Source organism: Flavobacterium ardleyense, assembly GCF_033547075.1.
Lineage (GTDB): Bacteria > Bacteroidota > Bacteroidia > Flavobacteriales > Flavobacteriaceae > Flavobacterium > Flavobacterium ardleyense_A.
In genome coordinates this window covers 2,655,583-2,676,903 of record NZ_CP137891.1, presented here as the reverse complement: position 1 = coordinate 2,676,903, position 21,321 = coordinate 2,655,583, and the positions used below count along the sequence as shown (strand labels likewise).

At 33.8% G+C, this 21,321-nt stretch carries 28 protein-coding genes; 11 read left to right on the top strand and 17 right to left on the bottom strand.

What is annotated here, in order from left to right; genetic code table 11:
* Positions 1–61 precede the first annotated feature (61 nt).
* Positions 62–1,048, top strand: coding sequence for a YeiH family protein (locus SBO79_RS11650; RefSeq protein ID WP_318640573.1), 987 nt, complete (start codon positions 62–64; stop codon positions 1,046–1,048).
* A 324-nt stretch (positions 1,049–1,372) separates the two neighbouring features.
* On the opposite strand, the gene SBO79_RS11645 is transcribed toward SBO79_RS11650, so the two are convergent.
* The 12 genes from SBO79_RS11645 to SBO79_RS11590 form a co-directional block, all read right to left on the bottom strand.
* Positions 1,373–1,888, bottom strand: a complete 516-nt coding sequence (locus SBO79_RS11645) for a hypothetical protein (protein ID WP_318640572.1) — start codon at positions 1,886–1,888, stop codon at positions 1,373–1,375.
* Between the two features lie 255 nt (positions 1,889–2,143).
* Positions 2,144–2,380, bottom strand: a complete 237-nt coding sequence (locus SBO79_RS11640; RefSeq protein WP_318640571.1) for a hypothetical protein — start codon at positions 2,378–2,380, stop codon at positions 2,144–2,146.
* A gap of 349 nt (positions 2,381–2,729) precedes the next feature.
* On the bottom strand, positions 2,730–3,275 hold the full coding sequence (locus SBO79_RS11635) for a hypothetical protein (protein ID WP_318640570.1): 546 nt from the start codon (positions 3,273–3,275) through the stop codon (positions 2,730–2,732).
* Between the two features lie 287 nt (positions 3,276–3,562).
* Entirely contained in the window at positions 3,563–4,339 is a 777-nt protein-coding gene (locus tag SBO79_RS11630) for a DUF2971 domain-containing protein (RefSeq protein WP_318640569.1), read from the bottom strand.
* A gap of 437 nt (positions 4,340–4,776) precedes the next feature.
* Positions 4,777–5,634 carry a hypothetical protein gene (locus tag SBO79_RS11625; protein WP_318640568.1) on the bottom strand — a complete coding sequence of 286 codons (858 nt, stop codon included), beginning with the start codon at positions 5,632–5,634 and terminating at the stop codon, positions 4,777–4,779.
* A gap of 385 nt (positions 5,635–6,019) precedes the next feature.
* On the bottom strand, positions 6,020–6,499 hold the full coding sequence (locus tag SBO79_RS11620; RefSeq protein WP_318640567.1) for a hypothetical protein: 480 nt from the start codon (positions 6,497–6,499) through the stop codon (positions 6,020–6,022).
* Positions 6,500–6,879: 380 nt separating this feature from the next.
* Complete coding sequence (locus SBO79_RS11615) at positions 6,880–7,236, bottom strand: hypothetical protein (protein ID WP_318640566.1); 357 nt, start codon at positions 7,234–7,236, stop codon at positions 6,880–6,882.
* 2 nt (positions 7,237–7,238) lie between these two features.
* The gene (locus SBO79_RS11610; RefSeq protein WP_318640565.1) at positions 7,239–7,736 is read right to left on the bottom strand and encodes a hypothetical protein; all 498 of its coding nucleotides are present in this window, start codon (positions 7,734–7,736) and stop codon (positions 7,239–7,241) included.
* A gap of 181 nt (positions 7,737–7,917) precedes the next feature.
* Complete coding sequence (locus SBO79_RS11605) at positions 7,918–8,958, bottom strand: DUF262 domain-containing protein (RefSeq protein WP_318640564.1); 1,041 nt, start codon at positions 8,956–8,958, stop codon at positions 7,918–7,920.
* Position 8,959: 1 nt separating this feature from the next.
* Positions 8,960–9,514, bottom strand: a complete 555-nt coding sequence (locus SBO79_RS11600) for a hypothetical protein (RefSeq protein ID WP_318640563.1) — start codon at positions 9,512–9,514, stop codon at positions 8,960–8,962.
* A gap of 396 nt (positions 9,515–9,910) precedes the next feature.
* Complete coding sequence (locus SBO79_RS11595) at positions 9,911–10,144, bottom strand: hypothetical protein (protein ID WP_318640562.1); 234 nt, start codon at positions 10,142–10,144, stop codon at positions 9,911–9,913.
* Positions 10,145–10,155: 11 nt separating this feature from the next.
* The gene (locus SBO79_RS11590; RefSeq protein WP_318640561.1) at positions 10,156–11,385 is read right to left on the bottom strand and encodes a THUMP domain-containing class I SAM-dependent RNA methyltransferase; all 1,230 of its coding nucleotides are present in this window, start codon (positions 11,383–11,385) and stop codon (positions 10,156–10,158) included.
* A gap of 68 nt (positions 11,386–11,453) precedes the next feature.
* Between SBO79_RS11590 and SBO79_RS11585 the strand changes: the two genes are divergently transcribed.
* From SBO79_RS11585 to SBO79_RS11555, 7 genes are all read left to right on the top strand, one after another.
* Positions 11,454–12,218, top strand: coding sequence for an SAM-dependent methyltransferase (locus SBO79_RS11585; RefSeq protein WP_318640560.1), 765 nt, complete (start codon positions 11,454–11,456; stop codon positions 12,216–12,218).
* The gene (locus SBO79_RS11580) at positions 12,219–12,911 is read left to right on the top strand and encodes a ZIP family metal transporter (RefSeq protein WP_318640559.1); all 693 of its coding nucleotides are present in this window, start codon (positions 12,219–12,221) and stop codon (positions 12,909–12,911) included.
* 13 nt (positions 12,912–12,924) lie between these two features.
* Entirely contained in the window at positions 12,925–13,557 is a 633-nt protein-coding gene (locus SBO79_RS11575) for a hypothetical protein (protein ID WP_318640558.1), read from the top strand.
* 124 nt (positions 13,558–13,681) lie between these two features.
* Entirely contained in the window at positions 13,682–14,500 is an 819-nt protein-coding gene (gene murQ / locus SBO79_RS11570; RefSeq protein WP_318640557.1) for an N-acetylmuramic acid 6-phosphate etherase, read from the top strand.
* A 13-nt stretch (positions 14,501–14,513) separates the two neighbouring features.
* Positions 14,514–14,732: a DUF6095 family protein gene (locus tag SBO79_RS11565; RefSeq protein WP_318640556.1), complete on the top strand. Its 219-nt coding sequence runs from the start codon at positions 14,514–14,516 to the stop codon at positions 14,730–14,732.
* Positions 14,733–14,734: 2 nt separating this feature from the next.
* Positions 14,735–15,307: a pentapeptide repeat-containing protein gene (locus tag SBO79_RS11560; protein ID WP_318640555.1), complete on the top strand. Its 573-nt coding sequence runs from the start codon at positions 14,735–14,737 to the stop codon at positions 15,305–15,307.
* A gap of 38 nt (positions 15,308–15,345) precedes the next feature.
* A complete protein-coding gene (locus tag SBO79_RS11555) occupies positions 15,346–15,717 on the top strand; it encodes a DNA topoisomerase IV (RefSeq protein ID WP_318640554.1) in 372 nt (123 codons plus the stop codon).
* A 69-nt stretch (positions 15,718–15,786) separates the two neighbouring features.
* Here the strand turns inward: SBO79_RS11555 and SBO79_RS11550 are convergent, their stop codons facing one another.
* Entirely contained in the window at positions 15,787–16,125 is a 339-nt protein-coding gene (locus tag SBO79_RS11550; RefSeq protein ID WP_318640553.1) for a CCC motif membrane protein, read from the bottom strand.
* Positions 16,126–16,144: 19 nt separating this feature from the next.
* A complete protein-coding gene (locus SBO79_RS11545) occupies positions 16,145–16,435 on the bottom strand; it encodes a DUF2752 domain-containing protein (protein WP_318640552.1) in 291 nt (96 codons plus the stop codon).
* Between the two features lie 150 nt (positions 16,436–16,585).
* On the opposite strand from SBO79_RS11545, the gene SBO79_RS11540 reads away from it, so the two are divergent.
* Together SBO79_RS11540 and SBO79_RS11535 are read left to right on the top strand one after the other, a co-directional pair.
* The gene (locus SBO79_RS11540) at positions 16,586–16,768 is read left to right on the top strand and encodes a hypothetical protein (protein ID WP_318640551.1); all 183 of its coding nucleotides are present in this window, start codon (positions 16,586–16,588) and stop codon (positions 16,766–16,768) included.
* Positions 16,755–17,309, top strand: a complete 555-nt coding sequence (locus SBO79_RS11535) for a DUF8465 domain-containing protein (RefSeq protein WP_318640550.1) — start codon at positions 16,755–16,757, stop codon at positions 17,307–17,309. The genes SBO79_RS11540 and SBO79_RS11535 overlap by 14 nt, the downstream gene beginning before the upstream one ends.
* Positions 17,310–17,699: 390 nt before the next feature.
* Here the strand turns inward: SBO79_RS11535 and SBO79_RS11530 are convergent, their stop codons facing one another.
* The 3 genes from SBO79_RS11530 to SBO79_RS11520 form a co-directional block, all read right to left on the bottom strand.
* Positions 17,700–18,569 (bottom strand): IS3 family transposase, encoded by an 870-nt coding sequence (locus SBO79_RS11530; RefSeq protein WP_318640549.1) that lies wholly within the window; start codon positions 18,567–18,569, stop codon positions 17,700–17,702.
* Positions 18,569–19,003, bottom strand: a complete 435-nt coding sequence (locus SBO79_RS11525; protein WP_318640142.1) for a transposase — start codon at positions 19,001–19,003, stop codon at positions 18,569–18,571. Before SBO79_RS11525 ends, SBO79_RS11530 begins: the two co-directional genes overlap by 1 nt.
* Before the next feature lie 105 nt (positions 19,004–19,108).
* On the bottom strand, positions 19,109–20,074 hold the full coding sequence (locus tag SBO79_RS11520) for a hypothetical protein (RefSeq protein WP_318640548.1): 966 nt from the start codon (positions 20,072–20,074) through the stop codon (positions 19,109–19,111).
* A 99-nt stretch (positions 20,075–20,173) separates the two neighbouring features.
* On the opposite strand from SBO79_RS11520, the gene SBO79_RS11515 reads away from it, so the two are divergent.
* A complete protein-coding gene (locus SBO79_RS11515; RefSeq protein ID WP_318640547.1) occupies positions 20,174–21,319 on the top strand; it encodes a cysteine desulfurase family protein in 1,146 nt (381 codons plus the stop codon).
* Positions 21,320–21,321: the final 2 nt, after the last annotated feature.

The following is a 21,321-nucleotide window of genomic DNA, read 5'->3' as shown; positions in this document are numbered from 1 at the left end:
CTATTTTGAATTTCCTTTACCGCTGAGAAAGTCGGAAGTTTGCACTCTAAAGTACTAGACAATGTCAGAATCTAACCATACAGAAGTCAAAAAAGAAAAGTCGGATATCTATTTATTTCCGAACAACATTCTTGCTCGAAAAATCATTTTTATCGTCGCCGCTATTCTGTGTTTGACGCCGATAATGTCCACACCACTAGCTTTATTGCTTGGATTAATTCTTGCGCAGCTCATCGGTCATCCATATATTGAATGGAATTCGAAGTCGATTAACTGGCTGCTCAAAATTTCGGTGGTTGGTTTAGGCTTCGGGATGAACGTTGATTCGGCCTTAAAAGCAGGTAAGGACGGACTAATATTTACCATCGTTTCCATCTTCACAACCTTGATTTTAGGGTATCTTTTAGGGAAATTTTTAAAAATCGAAAAAAAGACTTCTTATCTTATTTCCAGCGGTACTGCGATCTGCGGAGGTAGTGCTATAGCTGCAGTTGCGCCAGTTATCAAGGCTGACGAAAAGCAAATTTCGGTCGCTTTAGGAACAGTTTTTATTCTAAATTCCATTGCACTTTTCGTATTCCCATTTGTAGGGCATTATCTCGATATGTCGCAGCATCAATTCGGAATGTGGTGCGCGATTGCCATTCACGATACAAGTTCGGTTGTGGGCGCGGCAGATGTCTATGGTCCCGAGGCTTTGCAGGTGGCGACGACCATCAAATTGGCTCGTGCGCTCTGGATTATTCCTCTTGCTTTTGTATCGACAATGCTCTTTAAAAACAACGGTGGAAAGGTCAAAATTCCTTATTTCATTGGACTTTTCGTGCTTGCAATGATCGCCAATTCGTATCTTCCTGTGGTGTCGCTGGTAAGTCCAACTATAGTCGCGATTGCCAAAGCGGGTCTTACGCTTACTTTGTTCTTAATTGGTGCTGGTTTGTCCAAAAAAGTCTTGATGTCAGTTGGTGTGAAGCCTTTGGTGCAGGGCGTTGTGCTTTGGATTGCCATTTCTGTTGGCTCTCTTTATGCGATTCTTAATCTTATTTAGGCTTTCGCCGAATTTATGCTGGACGCGTAATTTTTAGTAACATTTTCAGTTGAAGGTTTATCGCAGAATAGAAGTTGTATCAACTATTATCTTTTCAATTTTTCTTTGGCTTTCGCCGAATTTATGCTGGACGCGTAAATTTTAATGACATCTTCGGCTGAAGTTTTATCGCAGAATAGTCGTTGTATCAACGATTTTCTTTTCGATTAAACTGTGGCTTTCGCCGAATTTATGCTGGACGCGTAATTTTTAGTGACATTTTCAGTTGAAGATTTATCGCAGAATAGTCGTTGTAGCACAAATTTTCTTTTCAAATTTTTTGATTCAATGATTGAATGCGTTTTCCGGGATTTCTTTTTGGAATTCGATTTTGTATTTCTCCAAATCGTCTTTACTCTTCAACTCATAATTAAATAAAATTAAACTATTATTTGGATTTCCATTTTCATAAATTACTAAATATTCAGAATTAAGATTTGGCTTTTCAACAGGGAAACTACTGTAAGAAGTATTGTCATATTTTTTAATTAATTCAATATTATTCACATAATATTTAAACTCAATATAACTAGTTGCTTTTCCTTTTCCTATAACGTAGTTTATAACCTTCCCATTAGTTACATCAAAATTTTCTACTAAAGCTTGTATTTGATTGTCAGCTCCAATTGTGTCGTAAATTTTAAAAGGAAGACCTATTACAATAATAATCAGTATTAATTTTAACTGAACGTTGAGTTTTGTGTAATTCTTAATTAAATAGTATAAAATATATAATGTTATGATTGCAAGAAGAACAACAAAAGATTTAGTATTAAATTGCAAATTATTAAAATTTTCCATAAGTAGATATTTCTGTTTCCAAGGCAGATAGAGTTGGCAAATTCAGCTAGTCTAAAAGACCTTCCAAGTTCCTGTTCAAACTGTATTTTGAAGTAAATATAGCTTAATTACTGAATAATAAATCGCTGTTTTATAAAACCGATAAGCATTTGGTTGGAATTTAAAGAGCAACTTTTTTATCAGCTAGAGTAGAATAATAGTCAAAAACGTCCTTTAAATTTCTGATTTCGAAATCAGTCCATACTATTTTCATTCCTACCAATTTGCAGATATTTTCTCTAGATCTTCTTGGCTTTTAAATTTCCCGTTTTCAAAATCCAGTTCGGACATTTCAATTCTATTGATTAGTTCTTCAACCGTAAATGGCTTTAATTCTGGGTTAAGTTCAGCTTCTCTTTTTAGGATATAATTCTCCAATTTGTCAAAAAAAATTTCATCCTTAATTTGAGCCAAGTATGTTATTAAATTTAGCTTTCTAGTTGATAAATCCATAATTCGAATATTTATTCAAAAATACAATTTTTTACTTAAATGATTAATTGTAAAACGATTTTCCTCGCTTTACCAGCAAATTCAGTTCGTCTAAAATACCTACTAAGTTCCTATTCAAATTGAATCTTGAAGTAAATGTAGCCTGTCAAGAAAGAACATTACTAATCGCATTGAAATCGTCACAACTTGTACATGTTAACTCCATAGGGTGGAATCATAACCAGTTCTCCCAATAAAAGTCGGGAAAGCCTATAAAACAAAGGCTATATTGATTAGCTAGTTCGCTACTGCCCGGGTGTTGGTTCTTCAAATCCAACGTAGCCATTATTGTTGGCAGTAGGCCATATTGTCAATTAGGCTTTTCAATAACAACTACCTTGTGGGTTGCTCGGGAGTCATTTGCAATTTTTCTGAATAAGCTGTCATCGTCTTTGTCTTTTTTATTAGTTGGAATATACACGACATCACTAATAATTCCGTCAATATAGAATGTTCCAGTTTTTTTAAATTTTATGTCTGATAATAAAATTGTGTTATTATCAAGTGCGCCAATAGTGTCAATCTTTTGCATTGTTAACTGCTCCATATTTTTCACATCTTTTTCAGTAATAGTTGAAAGAAAATTGACGTATCGACTTGTTTTATTTTCATCAAATTCAAACTTAGTTGTTATTGAATCTAAAATCCCTTGATATTTTATTTTACCGTCGTATGATTTACCAACATACGCAGTGTCAGGAAAAATAAATTGATAACTAACAATATCATTCTTGTACATCAAATTATTTTTTGACGAATCTTTTCCCGTTATCGTTTCTTTCTGAATATTTTTACATCCTACGAACAGTTGAATGCATATTATTATGATTAAAATAAGAAATTTAGATTGCTTCATTTTCTGCACGTTTGTTTTTTGGAAGATAGTTCGTCTAGAAACCTTTGCAAATTCCTATTCAAACTTAATTTTCAAGTAAATATACCCTATCAAAATTAGGACTACTAATCCACTTGATATTCTAAAATGTCGTCAACGATAACTTCTTAAGGTTGGCATCACAACCAGCTCTCCAAATAGAAGTCGGGGACAGGCTGTTTTACAAAAACTTCATTGATTCGCCAGTTTGCAAAAGCACAGGTTTGCGTTTTTCAAGCCCAAAGAATCCTTTTCTGTTAGGAGCTGTTTCATCTTATTTCCATTTGAGTAAAACTTAGGCCATAAGTATTTTCTAAAACCTCTGATTCATATAATTTGATATGTGTATGCTTTGATTTTACAATATCAATAATTTTATCTTTAAAATCAGTCGTAGATCTAAGTCCAAACGCAATACTTCGTATAGACATAGGATTAACATTGTGTTTACCGTACTGTTGTTTTATTATACGTAATTCATATTCATAACGCCAAACCTCAAGTTTTTTATAAAATAAGTTTAGTAAAGATTCATGCTCAGTTTCAGGTAAATATTCAATTTTCTGAAATTCCTTGACATATTCCATTAAGCGAATATCATCAAAAAAGTTCTTATCTAAGTCTGTATTATATTGTATACAAATTCCTTGGTGATTATTCGCATAGCTCGCCCACAAAAGCAAATTTACTGGTGAGATTGTGAAGCATGCTATTCCAAATTGTGAAAAAAAGGCTTTAATATTCTGATTTATAAAATTATAAAGCTCCTTCGGATTGTTTATGTAGAATGTTTCGAAGTACTTTTTAGCAACTTGATTATCAAAATTATTCGAAAGTGAATTTGCCCAATTTGAAATGGCCATACTATTATTTGGAATATTTATCAACTTATGATTCGCGTCAAATGGATCATTCAATTTCTCATTTGTCGGGAAATATATATAACTTTCGGCTATTTCGGAAAGAGTATTTTCACAGTTTTGTCTATACCTAAAAACATACGGTTTTTTATTATTTGCAAATTCTATAGTTTCTTCTATGTTCATATTTTCAGAAATTTCCCCTAATGTCAATTCGTCTAAAAACCTTTCCAAGTTCCTATTTAAACTTATTTTTACAGTAAATATAACCTATTTACCGAATAATAAATTGCTGTTTCAAAAATCCGATAAGAATCTCCTTCTAATTTTAGGAGCTTTAATAACTGCGGATTTGTACTAGTAGGATAAGTCTGCGGCAATTGAAGGAAAACAGTCCAAAACCTTCGAACATTTGACACCATTAAAAAAGAGGATTACTAATCCTCTTTATATCTTCCTAATTCTTTTACGCTAACTCTATAGGAATGGAATCTCAAACTGGTTCCCCCGATAATAATCGGGACAGGCTGTTCAACAAAGGCTTCATTGCTTTGCAAGTTCGCTATCGCTCGGGTGTTGGCTTTTCAAGCGCAACGAATCCTTTGCTGTTACTTGCTGGCATTCTAATTATCTTTTTCTGTTAGAATTTGGAGATCTATACTCTTAAAGAATTTTTCATACTCATTAACTACTATTTCACGTTCACCTTCGCTAACGTTCAAGTTGCTAAACCATTCATAGCAATTTGTATTAAACAATTCTAAATTCTTTTCAGTGTACATTTTTTGAAGCGATGTTTTAACGTCAGGATATTTTTCTGAAACTGATTTTAATTGTTGAATTGTCTTTTCAGGATTTCTACCTTGATAAAAAGCAAGAAATATATCATATGCATCTCTTGTTCTTTTTGCATTATAAACACTTTTGGTTTTAGAAAGAATTAATCCAGCCTCATCAAGCAAATTAAAAGAAACATCATTTTTTGAACCGTCTAAAAATTGAATATTTTGTGTATGTAAAAATGAAAACTCATCAAAGAATAAATCAGATTGAGGTAGGATTATAGTTTTTCCACTATAATCAATCCTCATATATTTTGATTCCTTTACTGGAAAATCAATATGGTCCACATATTTCTCAGGTTTCTCTGCTTGATTGTCAGGATGAAGTAAATCAACATTGAACATAAAATTATGTCCATTTAGTTTATACGTTTTTAATAGTTGAAAAGGATGTTTTGCGCTTTGTATAAAACCTTCATTAATAAATGATTGAATTACTTCTTTTAGTTGTCCTTTTTCTGTCCCAGATTTAAATAATACGTCAACATCTTTTGTTCCTGGATGAGGATATTTTGCTTGATTAAGTAGGTAAGGTGACCATCCTCCAACAATTAAATATTCGATTTTCTGTTCGTTCAAAAGTTGGCAGGTTTCTCCTAATAAATGGGTTGCTCCGTCTTGTAAATATATTGTGTTCATAATTTCTGTTTTTTTATGCTTGCAGGTAACGTCAGTTCGTCTAAAAACCCTTCCGAATTCCTATTCAAACATTATAGTAAATATAGCCTATTTACCGAATAATAGATTGATGCTGTAAAAAAACGATAAGGATTTTCTTAAATTTAAGGAGCTGGTAGAAACCTCTAAAAACTGCGGAGTTATTCTACTAAGAGTGGTTCTGCTCCAAGTGATAGAAAATACTCAAAAACTCTCGATCAATTTACTCCATAGGGATGGAATCTCAACCGGTTCTCCCGATAAAATCGGGACAGGCTGTTCAACCAAGGCTTCATTGCTTCACCAGTTCACTTAAGTTTGGGTGCTGGCCATTTAAGGACAATGGAGCCTTAGGTGTTAGCGGTGGTTATTTTGTTTCCAGTTCGGTTATTAATTTACTTAAACTTTTCAATTTAACTGATGGAAAATCACTTACTATCATTGAAGAGTCTTTAAGCATAATTCGATTAAATATTCCACTATGACTTGGAAAGTCTTCACGGTTCAATTTTTTTTCGCAAAGTTCATTTACACTTTCAAGAATTAATTCAGTTTCTGTTTCCGTTAGTTTAATTCTTTTTTTCGATTTTGTTATTTCAGATTTTTTTTCACTTTTGCAATTTTTTGTTTTCTCAACATAATCAGCAAGAAGTTCTCCTTTAAAACTATCTCTATAAATTATTATTGATTTTTCATTTCCTCCCCATTCTCCGCACTGATCGTCAACAGTTAGAATTTCTAATGTGTTTACGTGATTTATATATTGTAAAAGACAAGGTTTTGATTGTGCTTTACAACCAACAAACGACAGATAAAATATGATTAAGAGACTGATTTTTAGTTTCATATGTATAATTACTTTTAACGTCATTTCGTATAAAAACCTTCTATGTTCCTATTCAACATTAATTCTTGAAGTAAATATAGCCTATTTAACGAATAATAAATCCCTGTTTTAAAAAACCGATAAGCATTTGTTTTAAATTTTAGAAGCTAGTAAAAGCTATAAAAACTGCCCGAGTTGCACGACTAAGAGTAGCTCTGCTCCAAAAGAAGGGAAACACTCAAAAACTCTCGATAAATTTACTTCATAGGTATGGAATCTTAACATTGCTCCCGATAAAAATTGGGAAAAGCTATTCAGTCAAGGCTTCATTGCTTCGCAAGTTCACAAAAGTTCGGTTGTTGGCTTTTCAAGCCCCACGAAGTATTTGCCGTTATGCGCAGTTATTTTAGAAATTTATCGAGGAATTCATCAACACCAGCATTTGACTTCGTAACAGCATTAAATAGATCATTTAAAGCATAATTATAGCCAAATTCATAAATTTTTTCTTCATTAATATCTATCATTTCAAGCCGTACTCTTTGGTTCCAAAGCCACTCATCTTCATCTGTATAATGTTTATACTGATACTCGTAGATTCTAATTTTTTTATCATCAATGGTAGTTATGTATAATTTACTTGTTACTCTTTCTTCGTGCGGAAGAATAAGACCTTTATTTTGTTTATCAGTCCATTTAATATTATTTCGCAAAGTTTCTTTGGTCAACTTTAAAATAAATTCATTTTCTTTATTCATAATTATATTAAATTTTGTTGATTATCATTTGATATGTTTTCAATGTCAGTTATTAAAACCGTTAAAAATCGATATATTTTGTCTACAAAGTCTTCATTTAAAATAATGTAATTACCAATGAATTTTCTCATTCTGTTTACTTTACTTTCTTCATAATAAATTTTACTTACTTTTTTGATTTCTGCACTGAGCGAATTAAAATGTTCTAAATCTGCTTTATTTAAGGATTTTTTCAAAGATTTTAATATTGGTGAAAGCTTATTTATTTCTATTAATATTTCAGGTTTTTTACTATCAAATTCAGAATTAAATATAGAAATATTTCTACTAATAGTCTTCAAATCAATTAAATTTTCCGGCATTCTATTGATAGAAAAACTCTTTTTGTTAATTTTTTTGAGAATACTTTTGTTGAATAGTATTCCGAGAAATGTAAGTATTGAAAATACAAAACCAAGGAATGTGAACCAATCTCCACCATCACTTATAAATTTGTCCATATTCTTCTTTTCTGTTGTTCTGTTTGAGGTTCTTCATTATTGTGCATAACGTTGATGTATATGAGCGTGGCGTGTTTTAGTGCAAACCCCTCCAAATAAAAGCTGGCTATGGTATATCCGCAGGATTTTCCAAGTAGGCATAGACCAAGCCATAACTTATATACGGTGTTAGTACTAGTTATTATTCCCAAAGCCCTTCGAGTTTCATATTTAGTGCGTTTTCTCTAACTTTTCGACTTCCTGAATCTGTCGTTGCTCTAATTCCTCTTCCGTATTCTTTAGTTTCTGGATTGTAACTTACTTCTTCATCGCCTTTGTCTGTTTTTACAAAATAGTTAATCTCTTCTGCAAATTCCAAAAGTTTACTTCTCGCCATTTCTCTTTTATCTTTAGATAGTGGAAGTTCATCTTTTTGTTTTGCAAAGAGGCCAAATAATGTATAATAATCAGCTTTTTTACTCCACCTTGTATTATTTATTTCTGGTAGAATCTTAAGAATTTCTCCGTTTACTGTGTCAAAAGTCTCAATTACCTCTTTACTGTTTTCAAACTCTTCTTCGTACAATGCATAATATTTATCCAAATTGTCCTTTTTATTTTGGAAGCCGTGCATATAAAAAATTGCCAATTCGCTAATATATTCCACGTCCAACATTCTTCTAATATCGTTAGCTGTAAATACATCAATTTTACTCCAATAATCTTTATCGGATAAAGTATTCATTGTTTTTATAAAAGGTCCCCAATATGTGGCTTGTCGCAATTCTTGCTTATTAAGTGAAACGACATTTTTATTCAATCTTTGAAATATTTCTCTCAATTGAGGGTCTGGAATGTCAGGTAAAACTCGAATCACAAAATTGTATTGAAAAAATGTCTTTTTTTGCTCTGCGGTTAAATCTTCAAAATACATATCTGCAAAATCTGGGCTTTCCTTGCCATTAATGCAATATTTACCTTCAAGAAATTCTAACATTGCTCGTGTTCTTTGTTGCCCATCCACAATAATATATTTTGCCTTGCCTTTTTCATCCACAGTTTCCTGCATATAAATTTCTGGAATTGGATACTGATTTAATATAGTATCTATCAAATAACTTTTTTGTTTCGTTACCCAAACTGGGTTTCGTTGAAAAGGGGGTTTCATATCCAATTCTCCACGGTCAAAAGCTCCTTTGAACCAAGCCACATTTCTATTTGTTGTATTTAAAAAATTTGTCATTTTATTCATTCTCGAAGAGTTGAGTTCTTAAATTTGTTAAGTTGTTTATATGATATGCTCGTAGAGACTCATAATCCTTATAAATTCTAATATTTATCGTTCTATCATTTATTGGGTCAACTTTTTCCATATTAAGTAAATGTAATGTCCATTCTTTACCGAATGGAAGTATCTCTAATATTTTGTCTGTTGCAATAGTTCCCCAATAAATTAAACGGTTAACGTGTTCTTTTAGGCAATTCTGTTGAACGCTATTTAGGTCGAAACGTTTTGTTCCTAAATTTCTTAAAGTCTTCCAAGCTATATCAAAATGATAACTGGAAATTATGGCAATATCAATATCCGAACCCTCGTTAAATTCACGATAATTTTTATTTGGATTTAAGCTAAAACCGCAACTTGAACTTCCAGTAAAGACCATAGATTTACTATCCACTTGAAGTTTTTCAGCAAGTTGTTCTTTCCATTCAATATATTTTATTCTGTCCTCTCCGAAAATGAAAGGTGTTCTATCCAACATCCATTTAGAGCAAATGAATGAGACAGGATTATCCATCAATTCGTATTTAAATTCCTCTCTCAATGTTTTTTTTATTTTCACCAAACTTATTAATATGCCTAACAGCGTCAGCTATACTAACCTCAATATTAGTATATATGTCTGACAAACGTCAGTCTTATTTTCCACAGCAATATAGAAAATTATATTAAGCATTTAAGAAATTTTTAATAGATTATTACTGTTAAAAAAAATGCAACTTCCAATATCCCGACATAATTTCCTACCAATATTCCCCATTTTCAAAAAAAAACCTCGACCACAATTCAAATGAATCATGGTCGAGGTTGTTTGCGTTAAGGATGGGAGCGGCATCCTTTTTTCTGGCCTTTTTTGGACAGGAAAAAGATATAGTGGACAGCCTGCCCGAAGGGAACGCCCAAATCTTAATTCTTATTTTATTTCTCTAACTCCTTTTACAAAAAGCCATTTCCAGTACAATTTTTCGCCTTCTTGTGTTTTTACGGCGTGGAATTTTGGTGCCAATAATGTTCCAATTACAAATGCGGTAAGTGGAATCCAATAGCCTGTGAGGCCAGTATATTCGGCAACTAAGTAACGTGCGATCACAAATAAAATGGCGAAACAGCCTAATTGAAATACGAATGCTTTGATTTGTTTGGACATAAATCTATATTTTAATTTTGATTTTCTTGCTCTTCATTTGTATCCTGAATTTGCTCAACTTCTGGAGCTTCTTCATCTTCACGATCCATTTGGAATTTTGTTCGCTTGCTACCTTCGTACATTTCGTACTTCACTAGACGCGCCTCAAGACTTCCGTTGAAAAGCTTGATTTTACGCGATGGTCTCAGACCTACAAACTTCAATGCTTCAAGGTTTGCGGTAATCATCCAAGCATTTGTGCCAGGATATTCTTTTTTGAGGGTATCGCCAATTTCTCGGTAAAAACGCTCCATCTGAATGTCAAGACGCTCGCCATAAGGTGGGTTAAACGCGATATGTAGCGGGCCTTTTGTCTCTTTTTGAGTATCGAAAAAGTTCTTCTCGCTGATTTTGATATACTCTTGAAGATTGGCATTAATCACGTTGTCTTTTGCTTTTTGCACAGCAGACGGCGCTTTGTCATAACCAGTAATCGTATAATGAAACTCACGAACTTTTTTCAGCAGAGAGTCGGTAATGGTATCAAAAAGTTCGTTGTCCCAATCATTCCATTTTTCGAATCCAAACTCACGTCGGTTGATATTTGCAGGAATATTGCAGGCAATCATCGCAGCTTCTATCAGCAAAGTTCCAGAACCGCACATAGGATCTAGGAAATCGCCTTGACCGTCCCAACCAGAAAGTAGGAGCATTCCAGCACCTAAAACCTCATTGATCGGCGCAATATTGGTCGCAGTTCGATACCCACGTTGGTGCAGTGAACGACCTGAAGTATCGAGCGCCACAGACACTTGGTCTTTGTCAATGTGAATATTGATGCGCAAATCTGGATGGTCTTTCTCTACGCTTGGACGCTGTCCAAAACGCGAGCGAAACTGATCTACAATGGCATCTTTGGATTTTTGAGAAACGTATTGTGAGTGCTTGAAGTGATCTGAGTGAACCGTTGTATCGATTACAAATGTCTGATCGGCGTGTAAATATTTTGACCAATGAATTCCAGAAATTCCTTTGTATAAATGCTCTTCGGTGCTTGCGCGAAAGTGGTAGATAGGTTTTAAAATTTTTAACGCAGTTCGCAAAGAGACATTTGCTTTGTACATAAATCCTTTGTCGCCCTTAAAACTTACCATCCGAACACCAGGCTCTACATCCTGTGCGCCCAGCATTATAAGTTCTTTTGCTAATATTTCTTCAAAACCAAAAAAGGTTTTGGCAATCATTTTAAAATTATTTTCCATAGTAAAGTAAGCTATTGGGTGCAAAAATACATTAAATTTGTAGGTTAAGAATTCATCCTAATAGAATAATGCAAGATTCCTTTAATAACGACCTAGAAAAACATTCGGAAATACACTCTAATTGGTTCGAATCGTGGTTTGATACTCCCTATTATCACATACTTTACAAAGATCGCGACGATACCGAAGCTCAATTTTTTATGGATACCATAACGCAGTATCTAAACCTTCCCGAAGATTCAACAATCCTTGACCTTGCTTGTGGCAAAGGCCGTCACGCCATTTATCTTAACGAAATAGGGTATGACGTTGTTGGCTACGACTTGTCTGAGAAAAGTATTGCCGAAGCTTCAGAATTTGAAAATGATAAACTTCATTTCAAAGTGCACGATATGCGAAAGCCATTTGATAAAAAGTTTGATGCCATTTTTAATCTTTTTACCAGTTTTGGCTATTTTGAATGCGATTCTGACAATTTGAAGACTTTAGAATCTATTCGAGACGGTTTGACCGAATATGGTTTTGGTGTTATCGATTTTATGAACGCTGATTATGTGATCGAAAATCTAGTTGCTGAAGAAATTAAAATCGTTGACGGAATTACTTTTGAAATTAAACGATGGTATGATGGCGAATTTATTCAGAAGGCGATTGATTTTGAAGATAAAGGGGAGAAGTTTCATTTTACAGAACGCGTGCAAGCGCTGACTTTGCAGAAATTTGAAACGATGATGCAAGAACTAGATATCGATTTAATTGACATTTTTGGAGATTACAAACTTCATAAATTCAGCAAAAAAGAATCTGAACGTTTAATTATGATCTTTAAATAGATGAATTACCTATTACCATTACTTTCTGTCTTATTAGGATATGGCATTGCTTTATTTTTAAAACCACAGAATAAGACAAACATCAAATTACTATTAGCTTTTAGTGGATCTTTTTTGCTATCGCTTACCGTAATGCATTTGCTGCCCGAGGTCTATTCAAAACATGATGACAGTGTGGGAATTTTTATTATGATGGGAATTTTGTTCCAAATCATATTAGAATTCTTCTCGAAAGGAGCAGAGCACGGACATGTTCATGGAAATCATTCCATGTCCAAAATGCCTTGGTTGCTTTTTATAAGTTTGTGTATTCACGCATTTCTAGAAGGCTTTCCGGTGAGTCATCACGAGCATTTGGCTTTGGGAATAGCGATTCATCATTTGCCAATTGCAATCATTTTGACCTTATTTTTTGTCAACGCCCAACTTAAAAAGCATATTATTTTCCTATTTATGATGTTCTTCGCGATGATGACGCCACTTGGGACGATGGTCTCGAAATTTCTTCCGATATTGCATGATTACTATACGCAGATAACGGCAGTGGTAATTGGAATTCTGTTCCATATCTCATCTACAATTATCTTTGAAGCATCAGAAGGGCATAAATTTAATTTTGCCAAACTTTCGATGATTATTTTGGGAATTATTCTAGCGTACTTTTTAGGATTTGGAGATGCGCATTCGCATTAGAAACCAATCATAAATGGAAAAGAGTGAACGCCCATATAGCGAAGATGAAATTAAAGTATTGAGAAGTAAAAAGTTTTCATTTTGGGAACAAATTGAAAACTTTATATTGAAGTTTATTTGGGTTGCTTTTTTATGTTTGTTTCCATTATTACTATATGACAAGTTCATTGATAAAGTTTCTTCTGAAACACAGCTGCTGATTTTAATTCCTTTATTACTATTCTCAATAGGAATTGTGTTTTATTGGATGAAGAAAGAGGGACGAATTGGCTGGAATAGCAAAGTTGAGGACGAAATAAAAAATGGTAAAGCACAAGTGCTAAAAATACAAACCGAGAAAGTTTATAAAAGAAGAGAAACATTTGATTTAGGTTCTGGTTTTTATATTAAAATCTCAGAAAACGAGACTTTGTATTTGCAGGGACAACATTTTGATGACTTGCAATATTCTCGCAAGTTTCCCAATACAGATTTTACGATTGTCAGCAGTAAAATAGATTTTATTGGGCTGATCGATATCAAGTTTTTTGGGAAGTATTTGAAGGCTGAGAAGAAGTTAAAAGCGTTTACAGAAGAACAATTTAAAAATGAAGATGTGGATTACGATGGAGATTTATTGAACAAATCAATTGAAGAAATAGTTTAAAATCTACCGAAGTTTCTTAAAGAAATTTATTCGAAATAACTTTTTAGAAATTTAGAAAAGCGCGGTTTGTTGTTCTAGTTTAAACATTCAACATAAATAATTTTACAGTTAAAATATTCACCTTATGACCTTCATTAAAACCACAGAATCATGCAGTAATTTTGACTCACTAGAAAATTCTAGTATTGCCGAGTTGCTTTCTAATATTAATAAAGAAGATCAAACGGTTGCACTTTCTGTACAAAAGCAAATTCCAGCAATCGAAAAGCTTGTGACTAAAGCGGTGGAATGTCTGAAAAAAGGTGGTCGACTGTTTTATATCGGCGCGGGAACTTCTGGTAGATTGGGAGTTGTTGATGCTTCTGAGTGTCCTCCAACTTTTGGTGTTCCTGCCGATCTGGTTAACGGATTAATTGCGGGTGGCGATGCTGCAATCAGACAAGCGGTAGAAAATGCCGAAGATGATGAAAATCAAGCTTGGAAAGATTTAGAAAATTATACTATCAATGAAAACGATTTCGTGATTGGAATCGCAGCTTCGGGTACAACTCCCTATGTATTGGGAGGCTTACGCCAAAGTAATATGCGGCAGATCAATACAGGTTGTATCGTTTGCAACGAAGGAAGTCCGATTGCGCTGGAAGCTAAATTTCCGGTTGTGGTCGTGGTAGGACCAGAATTTGTAACCGGAAGTTCTAGAATGAAAGCGGGAACGGCTCAGAAGTTAGTGCTAAATATGATTTCGACCACAGCCATGATTCAGCTTGGTCGCGTGAAAGGAAATAAAATGGTCGATATGCAGCTTAGCAATGAAAAGCTCGTAAATCGAGGTGTAAATATGATCATCAGCGAGATAAATGTTTCTGCCGAAGTAGCTTTACAATTGCTTCAATCGCAAGGAAGTGTTCGGAAAGCAGTAGAATATTTTCAAAATAATAATTAAAATAAAAAATAATATGCCAACAGATAAAGATATTCTAAACAAAGGAATTAAATACTTGCTATTTGCACTTCCGCTTATTTTTACTGGTCCCGTTATCATTTACAATGCGTTTATGAATTCGCATACAAACTGGCATTATTTGGTTTTGGCAGTTGGAATTATCTTTTGTTTTTCGGCGGTGGTTTTAATGTTTAAAGGCATTAGTACAATCGTAAATAGCATGACAGATTAGGTATGAAAGATTTTATTAATGTCCATCAGACATATGAAAAAGTAATTTTTACAGATCAACGAGTTAATAATCGTGAGTTTGACGGGTGTATTTTTAGGAATTGCGATTTTAGTAATTCAGACTTTTCGTCGAATACTTTTTTGGATTGTGAATTTTACGATTGCAATCTTTCAAATTTAAATTTGAGAGGAACAAGCTTAAAACAAGTTCATTTTGAAAATTGCAAATTATTGGGAATTCAGTTTCAAGAGTGCGATGATTTTCTGTTTGCCGTAGACTTTAATAGTTGTAATGTAGATTACGCCTCTTTTAATAATAAGAAGATGCAGAAGAGTAAGTTTATAAATTCTTCTGTAAGAGAAGTTAATTTTACGTCGGCTGATCTTACAAAGGCTATTTTTGACGATAGCAATTTGCAAGGTGCAATTTTTCAGAATACCATACTTAAAGAAGCAAACTTATATTCGGCTCAAAATTATAGTATCGATCCAGAATCAAATATGCTCAAGAAAGCAAAATTTTCAAAAGAAGGATTGTCGGGACTTTTGGAAAAGTATGACATCAAAATCGTCTAGTTATCGCTGTTTTTTAACTATTAAATTATAAATTAATAATGAAAAAGTTTTTTTTAGTATTCTTAGTACCACTATTTTTTTCTTGCTACGAAAGGGACCGCAATTGTGCCGACTTCAAAACTGGTAAATTTAAATTTGAACATACAGTTAATGGTAAAGTAGAAACCACGATGTTTGAACGCACTGAGGATTTTGAAATCGAAACCTACAACGGTAAAACGGATACATCTTCTGTAAGATGGACAAATGACTGTGAATATATTTTGAAGAAAATTAATCCAAAGAATATGGAAGAGCAAAAAGCGGTGGCGATGAAGATACTGTCTACTACAAAAGATTCTTATATTTTTGAATTTAATATCGTAGGATCTGCCGCAAAACAAAAGGGTACAGTAACGAAACTAGATTAAGCTACTTACATACACGAGTGCATTTATAATAAAAAAGGGATTTCAAATTTGAAATCCCTTTTTTTTATATTAATTATTCATCTGCTGTTGCTCCATTTTCAACTGCAAATTTTCCATCATTTCAAGCATTCCGGCTTCTCCAATTACTAGGTACATATAAATTGTAATGATAAGATAGATTGCACTTAAACTAATACCAATAATTGCAAGTGTTCTACCAATTTTAAGATTTGAGTAGTTTAGATACAATTCCGGTTCAGCATTGTAAAGTTTTAAATCTTTCTGCGCTAAGAACAAAGCTACAGCTCCAAATATTAGCCCCACAATTCCGTAGCAGCAGCAGGTTAATATTGACATGATTCCCAGCACTAATACCGCGGTGGCATTGGGTAAATTTCTTTTTTCCATAAGTAGATTTAATTATTATTTAGAGGTTAGTCATTTTGTAAATATATGAAATTATCATAATTACTGCATTAATTATTGCAACGGCAATTAGGATTTTTTGATATGAACGTCGTTTGTCTACAATATGTAATCCTAACAGTAGAAATAGCGCAATTGTAGTATAAATTGCTGGAAACATTGAAAACGCTGCCGAAAAATCTCCTTGCAAAAGTAATGAAACCGCTCGCTGGGTGCCACACCCCGGACAATCAATGCCGAAAAGCTGCTTGTTCATACAGGGTAACATAATATCTTCTGCTTCAATTTTCATTAATGCAAGATTACAAAAAAGGTTTGATTATGTTCGAAATTTGTAAAGATTATTGGTTTAAAGAATATTAAAATAAATGTTTTTTAATCTAAGCGAGATAGGACAAGGCACGGGAAAGTTTGCTATTTTTGGCAAATCAAATCCAAATCTATGAAGTTTCTAATTCCATTATTGATGATTGCGGCTATTATCATTGCTTTTTACGAGCAGTCACAAGAAGATTCTAATCCGTATATCATGATAGTTGCGTTTGTAGTTTTCATGTTTGGAATGATGCGATTAAGTTCAAAAACTCCAAGTAAAAATCAAAGTGAAGAAGATGAAGAACTTTAGTATTGGTGATAAAGTTGCGGCTTTAGATGAAGATATGAATGGTGTAGTTACCGGTTTTAATAGTAATGGAATAACGGTCGAAACTATTGATGGATTTACCATTACATTTAGTGAAAGAGAGCTGATCAAAATTTCGGATAATAGCGATTTTCAAAAAGAAATGGGAAGGTTTAATACTGATTCAATTCTACAGCAAAAGGAAATTCCCAAAGCTCGAAGTTTTGTAAAGGAGAAGAAGACTAAGGGAGAAATTCCGCCACCAGAATTTGATCTTCATATTGAGAAATTAGTTAAAAACTGGAGAGGTCTTTCTAATTACGAAATTCTCACGATGCAGTCTGAAACTGCTAAGCGTCACGTTGAGTTTGCTATTCGAAATAGAATACCAAAAATTATATTTATCCACGGAGTTGGTGAAGGTATTTTGAAATCTGAATTGGATTTTATGCTTGGCAGATATGATAATATCGATTTTAAAGATGCTAATTATCAGAAATATGGTGTTGGTGCGACAGAAGTTATAATTAAGCAGTCGAAATAGTATTTTTTGGCTTTCGCCGAATTGCCTTTGGCTCTTTAAATAACTTTTAAAATTAACTAAATCAGTCATTACTCTAATTTGAAAAGCTCGAAATAAGACTACACTCTGAGATTACTATAAATATACTGACCATTGATGTTTTGCGAGAGCGATCGCAGTGGACCTAAGCTTATGCGAGCTGGCGAAGAAAATCCTTTATTGTGGCTTTGCGGAGCAAACGTTGCAACAAGATTGAGAAGGGAAAGCCTGAGCTGAACCACAAGAAAATAGTCAATTTTACTGAAAAGATTATGGCGAGAGTCTCGCCCAAATGGAAATTGAAGAATGCAAAATAAAGATTTGTGTCTAGTCCTAAATAAGCGATACAGATTATTAGACAAAAATATTTAATTAAACACTTGCAAAATCATTTTCGCAAGTGTTTTTTTTTGTTTTATAGGTTCTCATTTTAATTATGTTCTGCAAATGCATTTGGTTAGGAGTTAGCATATAATTAGAATAATGTGGTCGTAGTTCATTGTAAGTGTCAATTGATTCCTTAACCAGGCTCTTGATTAGATTCAATTTTAGATTGTATTTGTCAATCATAAATTCCTGTTTTAATATCCCATTGATTCTTTCGGCCACGGCGTTTTCGTACGGATCTGAGTTCTGTGTCATACTAGCTACTATTCCATTTTTTCTTAAGATCTTTTGATAATCCTTTGCGCAATATTGTAGGCCTTTATCCGAGTGATGAATTAGTGGAACTTGCTTGCTTTTCCTTTGTTTAATTGCCATCCTCAATGCTAATGCGCTGCTTTCAGTATTCATATTATCGGCAACGTAGTGTCCCATAATCTTCTTAGAATATGCATCGGTAATGATGCTTAAATAACAAGGATTTTCTCTTCTGCCTATGTATGTTATATCAGAGACCCATACTTGATCAGGTCTGTTTATTTCTAAACCAAGGACTTGATTTTTATGTTTTCTAAAGTGATGATGTGAGTTAGTTGTGATGTGATAGCTGCGTCTAGGCTGGATTAGTAAGTGATTAGCCCTTAATATATTAAATAATTTATCCCTGCCTATTTTTAATGGTTTCAATTGATCCTTTAAAAGATGGTACGATTTCTTTGTACCAAGTCTGGGCATAGATTTCCTAATATATAGAACCATCGATACAACTTCAATTGCTTTAGACTCTTTTACGGACTTTCTTTTAATATTTCGATAATAAACCTGTCTGTCTACCCCGAACAAATTACAGGCGAACACTACTGTTTGGTGTTCTTGCTCTTTAAAATTGTCGATTGTTCGGGTGAGGAGTTTTTTCGTATATCAATTTTATATTCTTTCTCAGCGAGATCAATCATCATATCGAAAATGATTGCTTTTTTATCTGCAACAAAAGCTTGGTGTTCCAAAAGCGACTTCTGCTTCTCCAGTAGTTTTACTTTGGCTTCAAGCTCCATTACCTTCTGTTCTGGTGACTTTGTCATAGTAGTTGGTATTTGATTCTCCCAATCAAAGTTACCGAATTTTCGCAACCAATTAAGAACCGTACTATGACTTTGTATCCCATATTCTTTGGTTACTTCAGAAATAGACCGAGATCCTTTCTCTATTTCTTGAACAATTTGTAATTTAAAAGACATAGTGTAGTCTTTCTGTGTGCGCTTGATGTAGCGGTTTCCCTGATCTTCTTTCATAATGATACATTTTGTGTATCGCTATTTCAGGACGGGACATTGACTGTATAAAAAAGCGCAATAGTCGATAAACTATTGCGCTTTTTTATACAGTCCACTTAAATTCTAATTTGTGATCAATTGCCCATAAAAATAATCATCAGCCAAAAGGAACGAGACGCCCAAATCGCTGGTCAGCATGACCTTTTTAAGGTGAATTTCGTGCAAAAACCCTGTACCATTTGTAGTTGTGGTCACTTCGATAATGCCACTTACATTTGTAACGCCAATCACTCCAGTGTATGTTTCTAGAATCGCTGGAACCGTTGGCACAGTTGTTCCACAATAGTAATTAGAAGTTACAACTGCAGCAAATTTGGTGTATTTTAAAATATTTTTGTCTGCTTCGATGTAGCCAACGCGCGGTTGGTCAATAGTTGTAACTTGACTTAAAATTAAATTTGGATCGATATTTAAGGTAAATGCCGATGATCCCGCAATATTAAAAATCAAATTACTATTTGTACATTTCTCTAAATTTTCATCAAATACAAATGAAATGGGCTGTACAGATTGCTGAAATACTCCAAAAACAAACGTGTCATAAAATTGGTTTCCACCTTCCTTTTGGAAAGTAATGTTTTTGAAGGTTATCTGATGCTTGTATCCACTAATTTTCTGACCACCTTCTAAGTCGGTATTTGGTTCGATAATCGCCGTAGTGGTAATTTGTATGTTTCCAGAAATACCAATCCACTCATCTTGGGCCTTCGGATTTATGGGAGGAATGACGTTGCATACTGTTTCTGAACTTACAGTTCCATCATAAAATCGATATAAAACTCTGTTATCAGAATTAATTGGAATTAGAATCGGAACACCTACTGCAGTCGGTTTATTAGTAAAAGCAGTGTTGTAGGCAGCTTCAGGAAGCGAAATAAGCAACGCCTCGTTATCATTTAATTTAAAAACCAAATTCCCACAACTTTGTGTAACTGAGTCAGCAAAATCGAGATTTTCGACCTTTATAATTCCGTCGTCACAGCCTGTGGCAAATATTGTAATAAGCGCTAAAATCAGAAACTTTTTCATTGTAAGATTTAATTTAAAACAAAAATAAGATATTTTTCTGGCAACAAGCTAAAGAATATGAATGTCGGGAATATTATCTAAGAATTGTACCTTTGCAACATGAATACAGTATATCTTGATAATGCTGCAACTACTGCAGTAAGACCCGAAGTTATTGCGGCTATCGCAGAATCTCTACTTACAAATTACGGCAACCCCTCATCTGTTTATGGTGTTGGCAGACAGGCAAAAAGTTCGTTAGAGCTTGCGCGAAAATCAATTGCAAAAAAGTTGCATGTAAGTTCGCAAGAAATTATTTTTTGCTCAGGTGGAACAGAAGCAGATAATTGGGCCCTGACTGAAGCGGTAAAAACTTTAAATGTAAAAAGAATAATTAGCGCTCGCACTGAACATCACGCTGTTTTGCATACATTAGATCATTTGGAAAAAGAATTTGGTGTTGAAGTCGAGTATGTAAAACTCAGGAAAAATGGATCAGTAGATATTTCTCATCTTTCTGAATTACTTTCAGATGCAAAGAAAACGCTTGTTAGTTTGATGCACGTAAATAACGAGACAGGATCCATGATTGATATTGCTCTAGTGGGAAAGATTTGCAAACAGTATAATGCCTATTTTCATTCGGATACTGTTCAGTCTATAGGGAAAATGGATTTAAATTTTTCTGAAATTGACATCGACTTTTTTGCTGCAAGTGCCCACAAATTCCACGGACCAAAAGGGGTAGGATTTTTATTTGTTAGAAAAGGAACAGTAATTAATCCTATGATATATGGTGGCGCTCAAGAGAAAGGCTTACGCGCGGGCACCGAATCTGTGCACAATATTATAGGAATGGCCAAAGCCCTAGAAATGAATTTTGACAATTTGACCGAAGAAATGAAACATATTTCTGAATTAAAAACTTATGCGTTTGAAAAATTAGTAGCAAAATTTCCTGGAACGCAAATTAATGGAGAAAGCAATCCGGTAAATGCAATTTTCGAAACATTTCCTACCATTCTAAATGTTCGTTTGCCATTTCCAGCAGACAAAGCGTCAATGTTACTATTTTCGCTGGACATGAAAGGGATTGCAGTATCGAGGGGAAGTGCTTGTCAGTCTGGAAGTATTAAGCCTTCTCACGTTTTGGCTGAAATCTTAGATGAAGCTGAATTAAAAAAACCTAGTTTAAGAATTTCATTTTCTTTCGAAAACACAAAGGAGGAAGTAGATTTGCTTATAGAGGCATTGCAGAAAATTTAGGC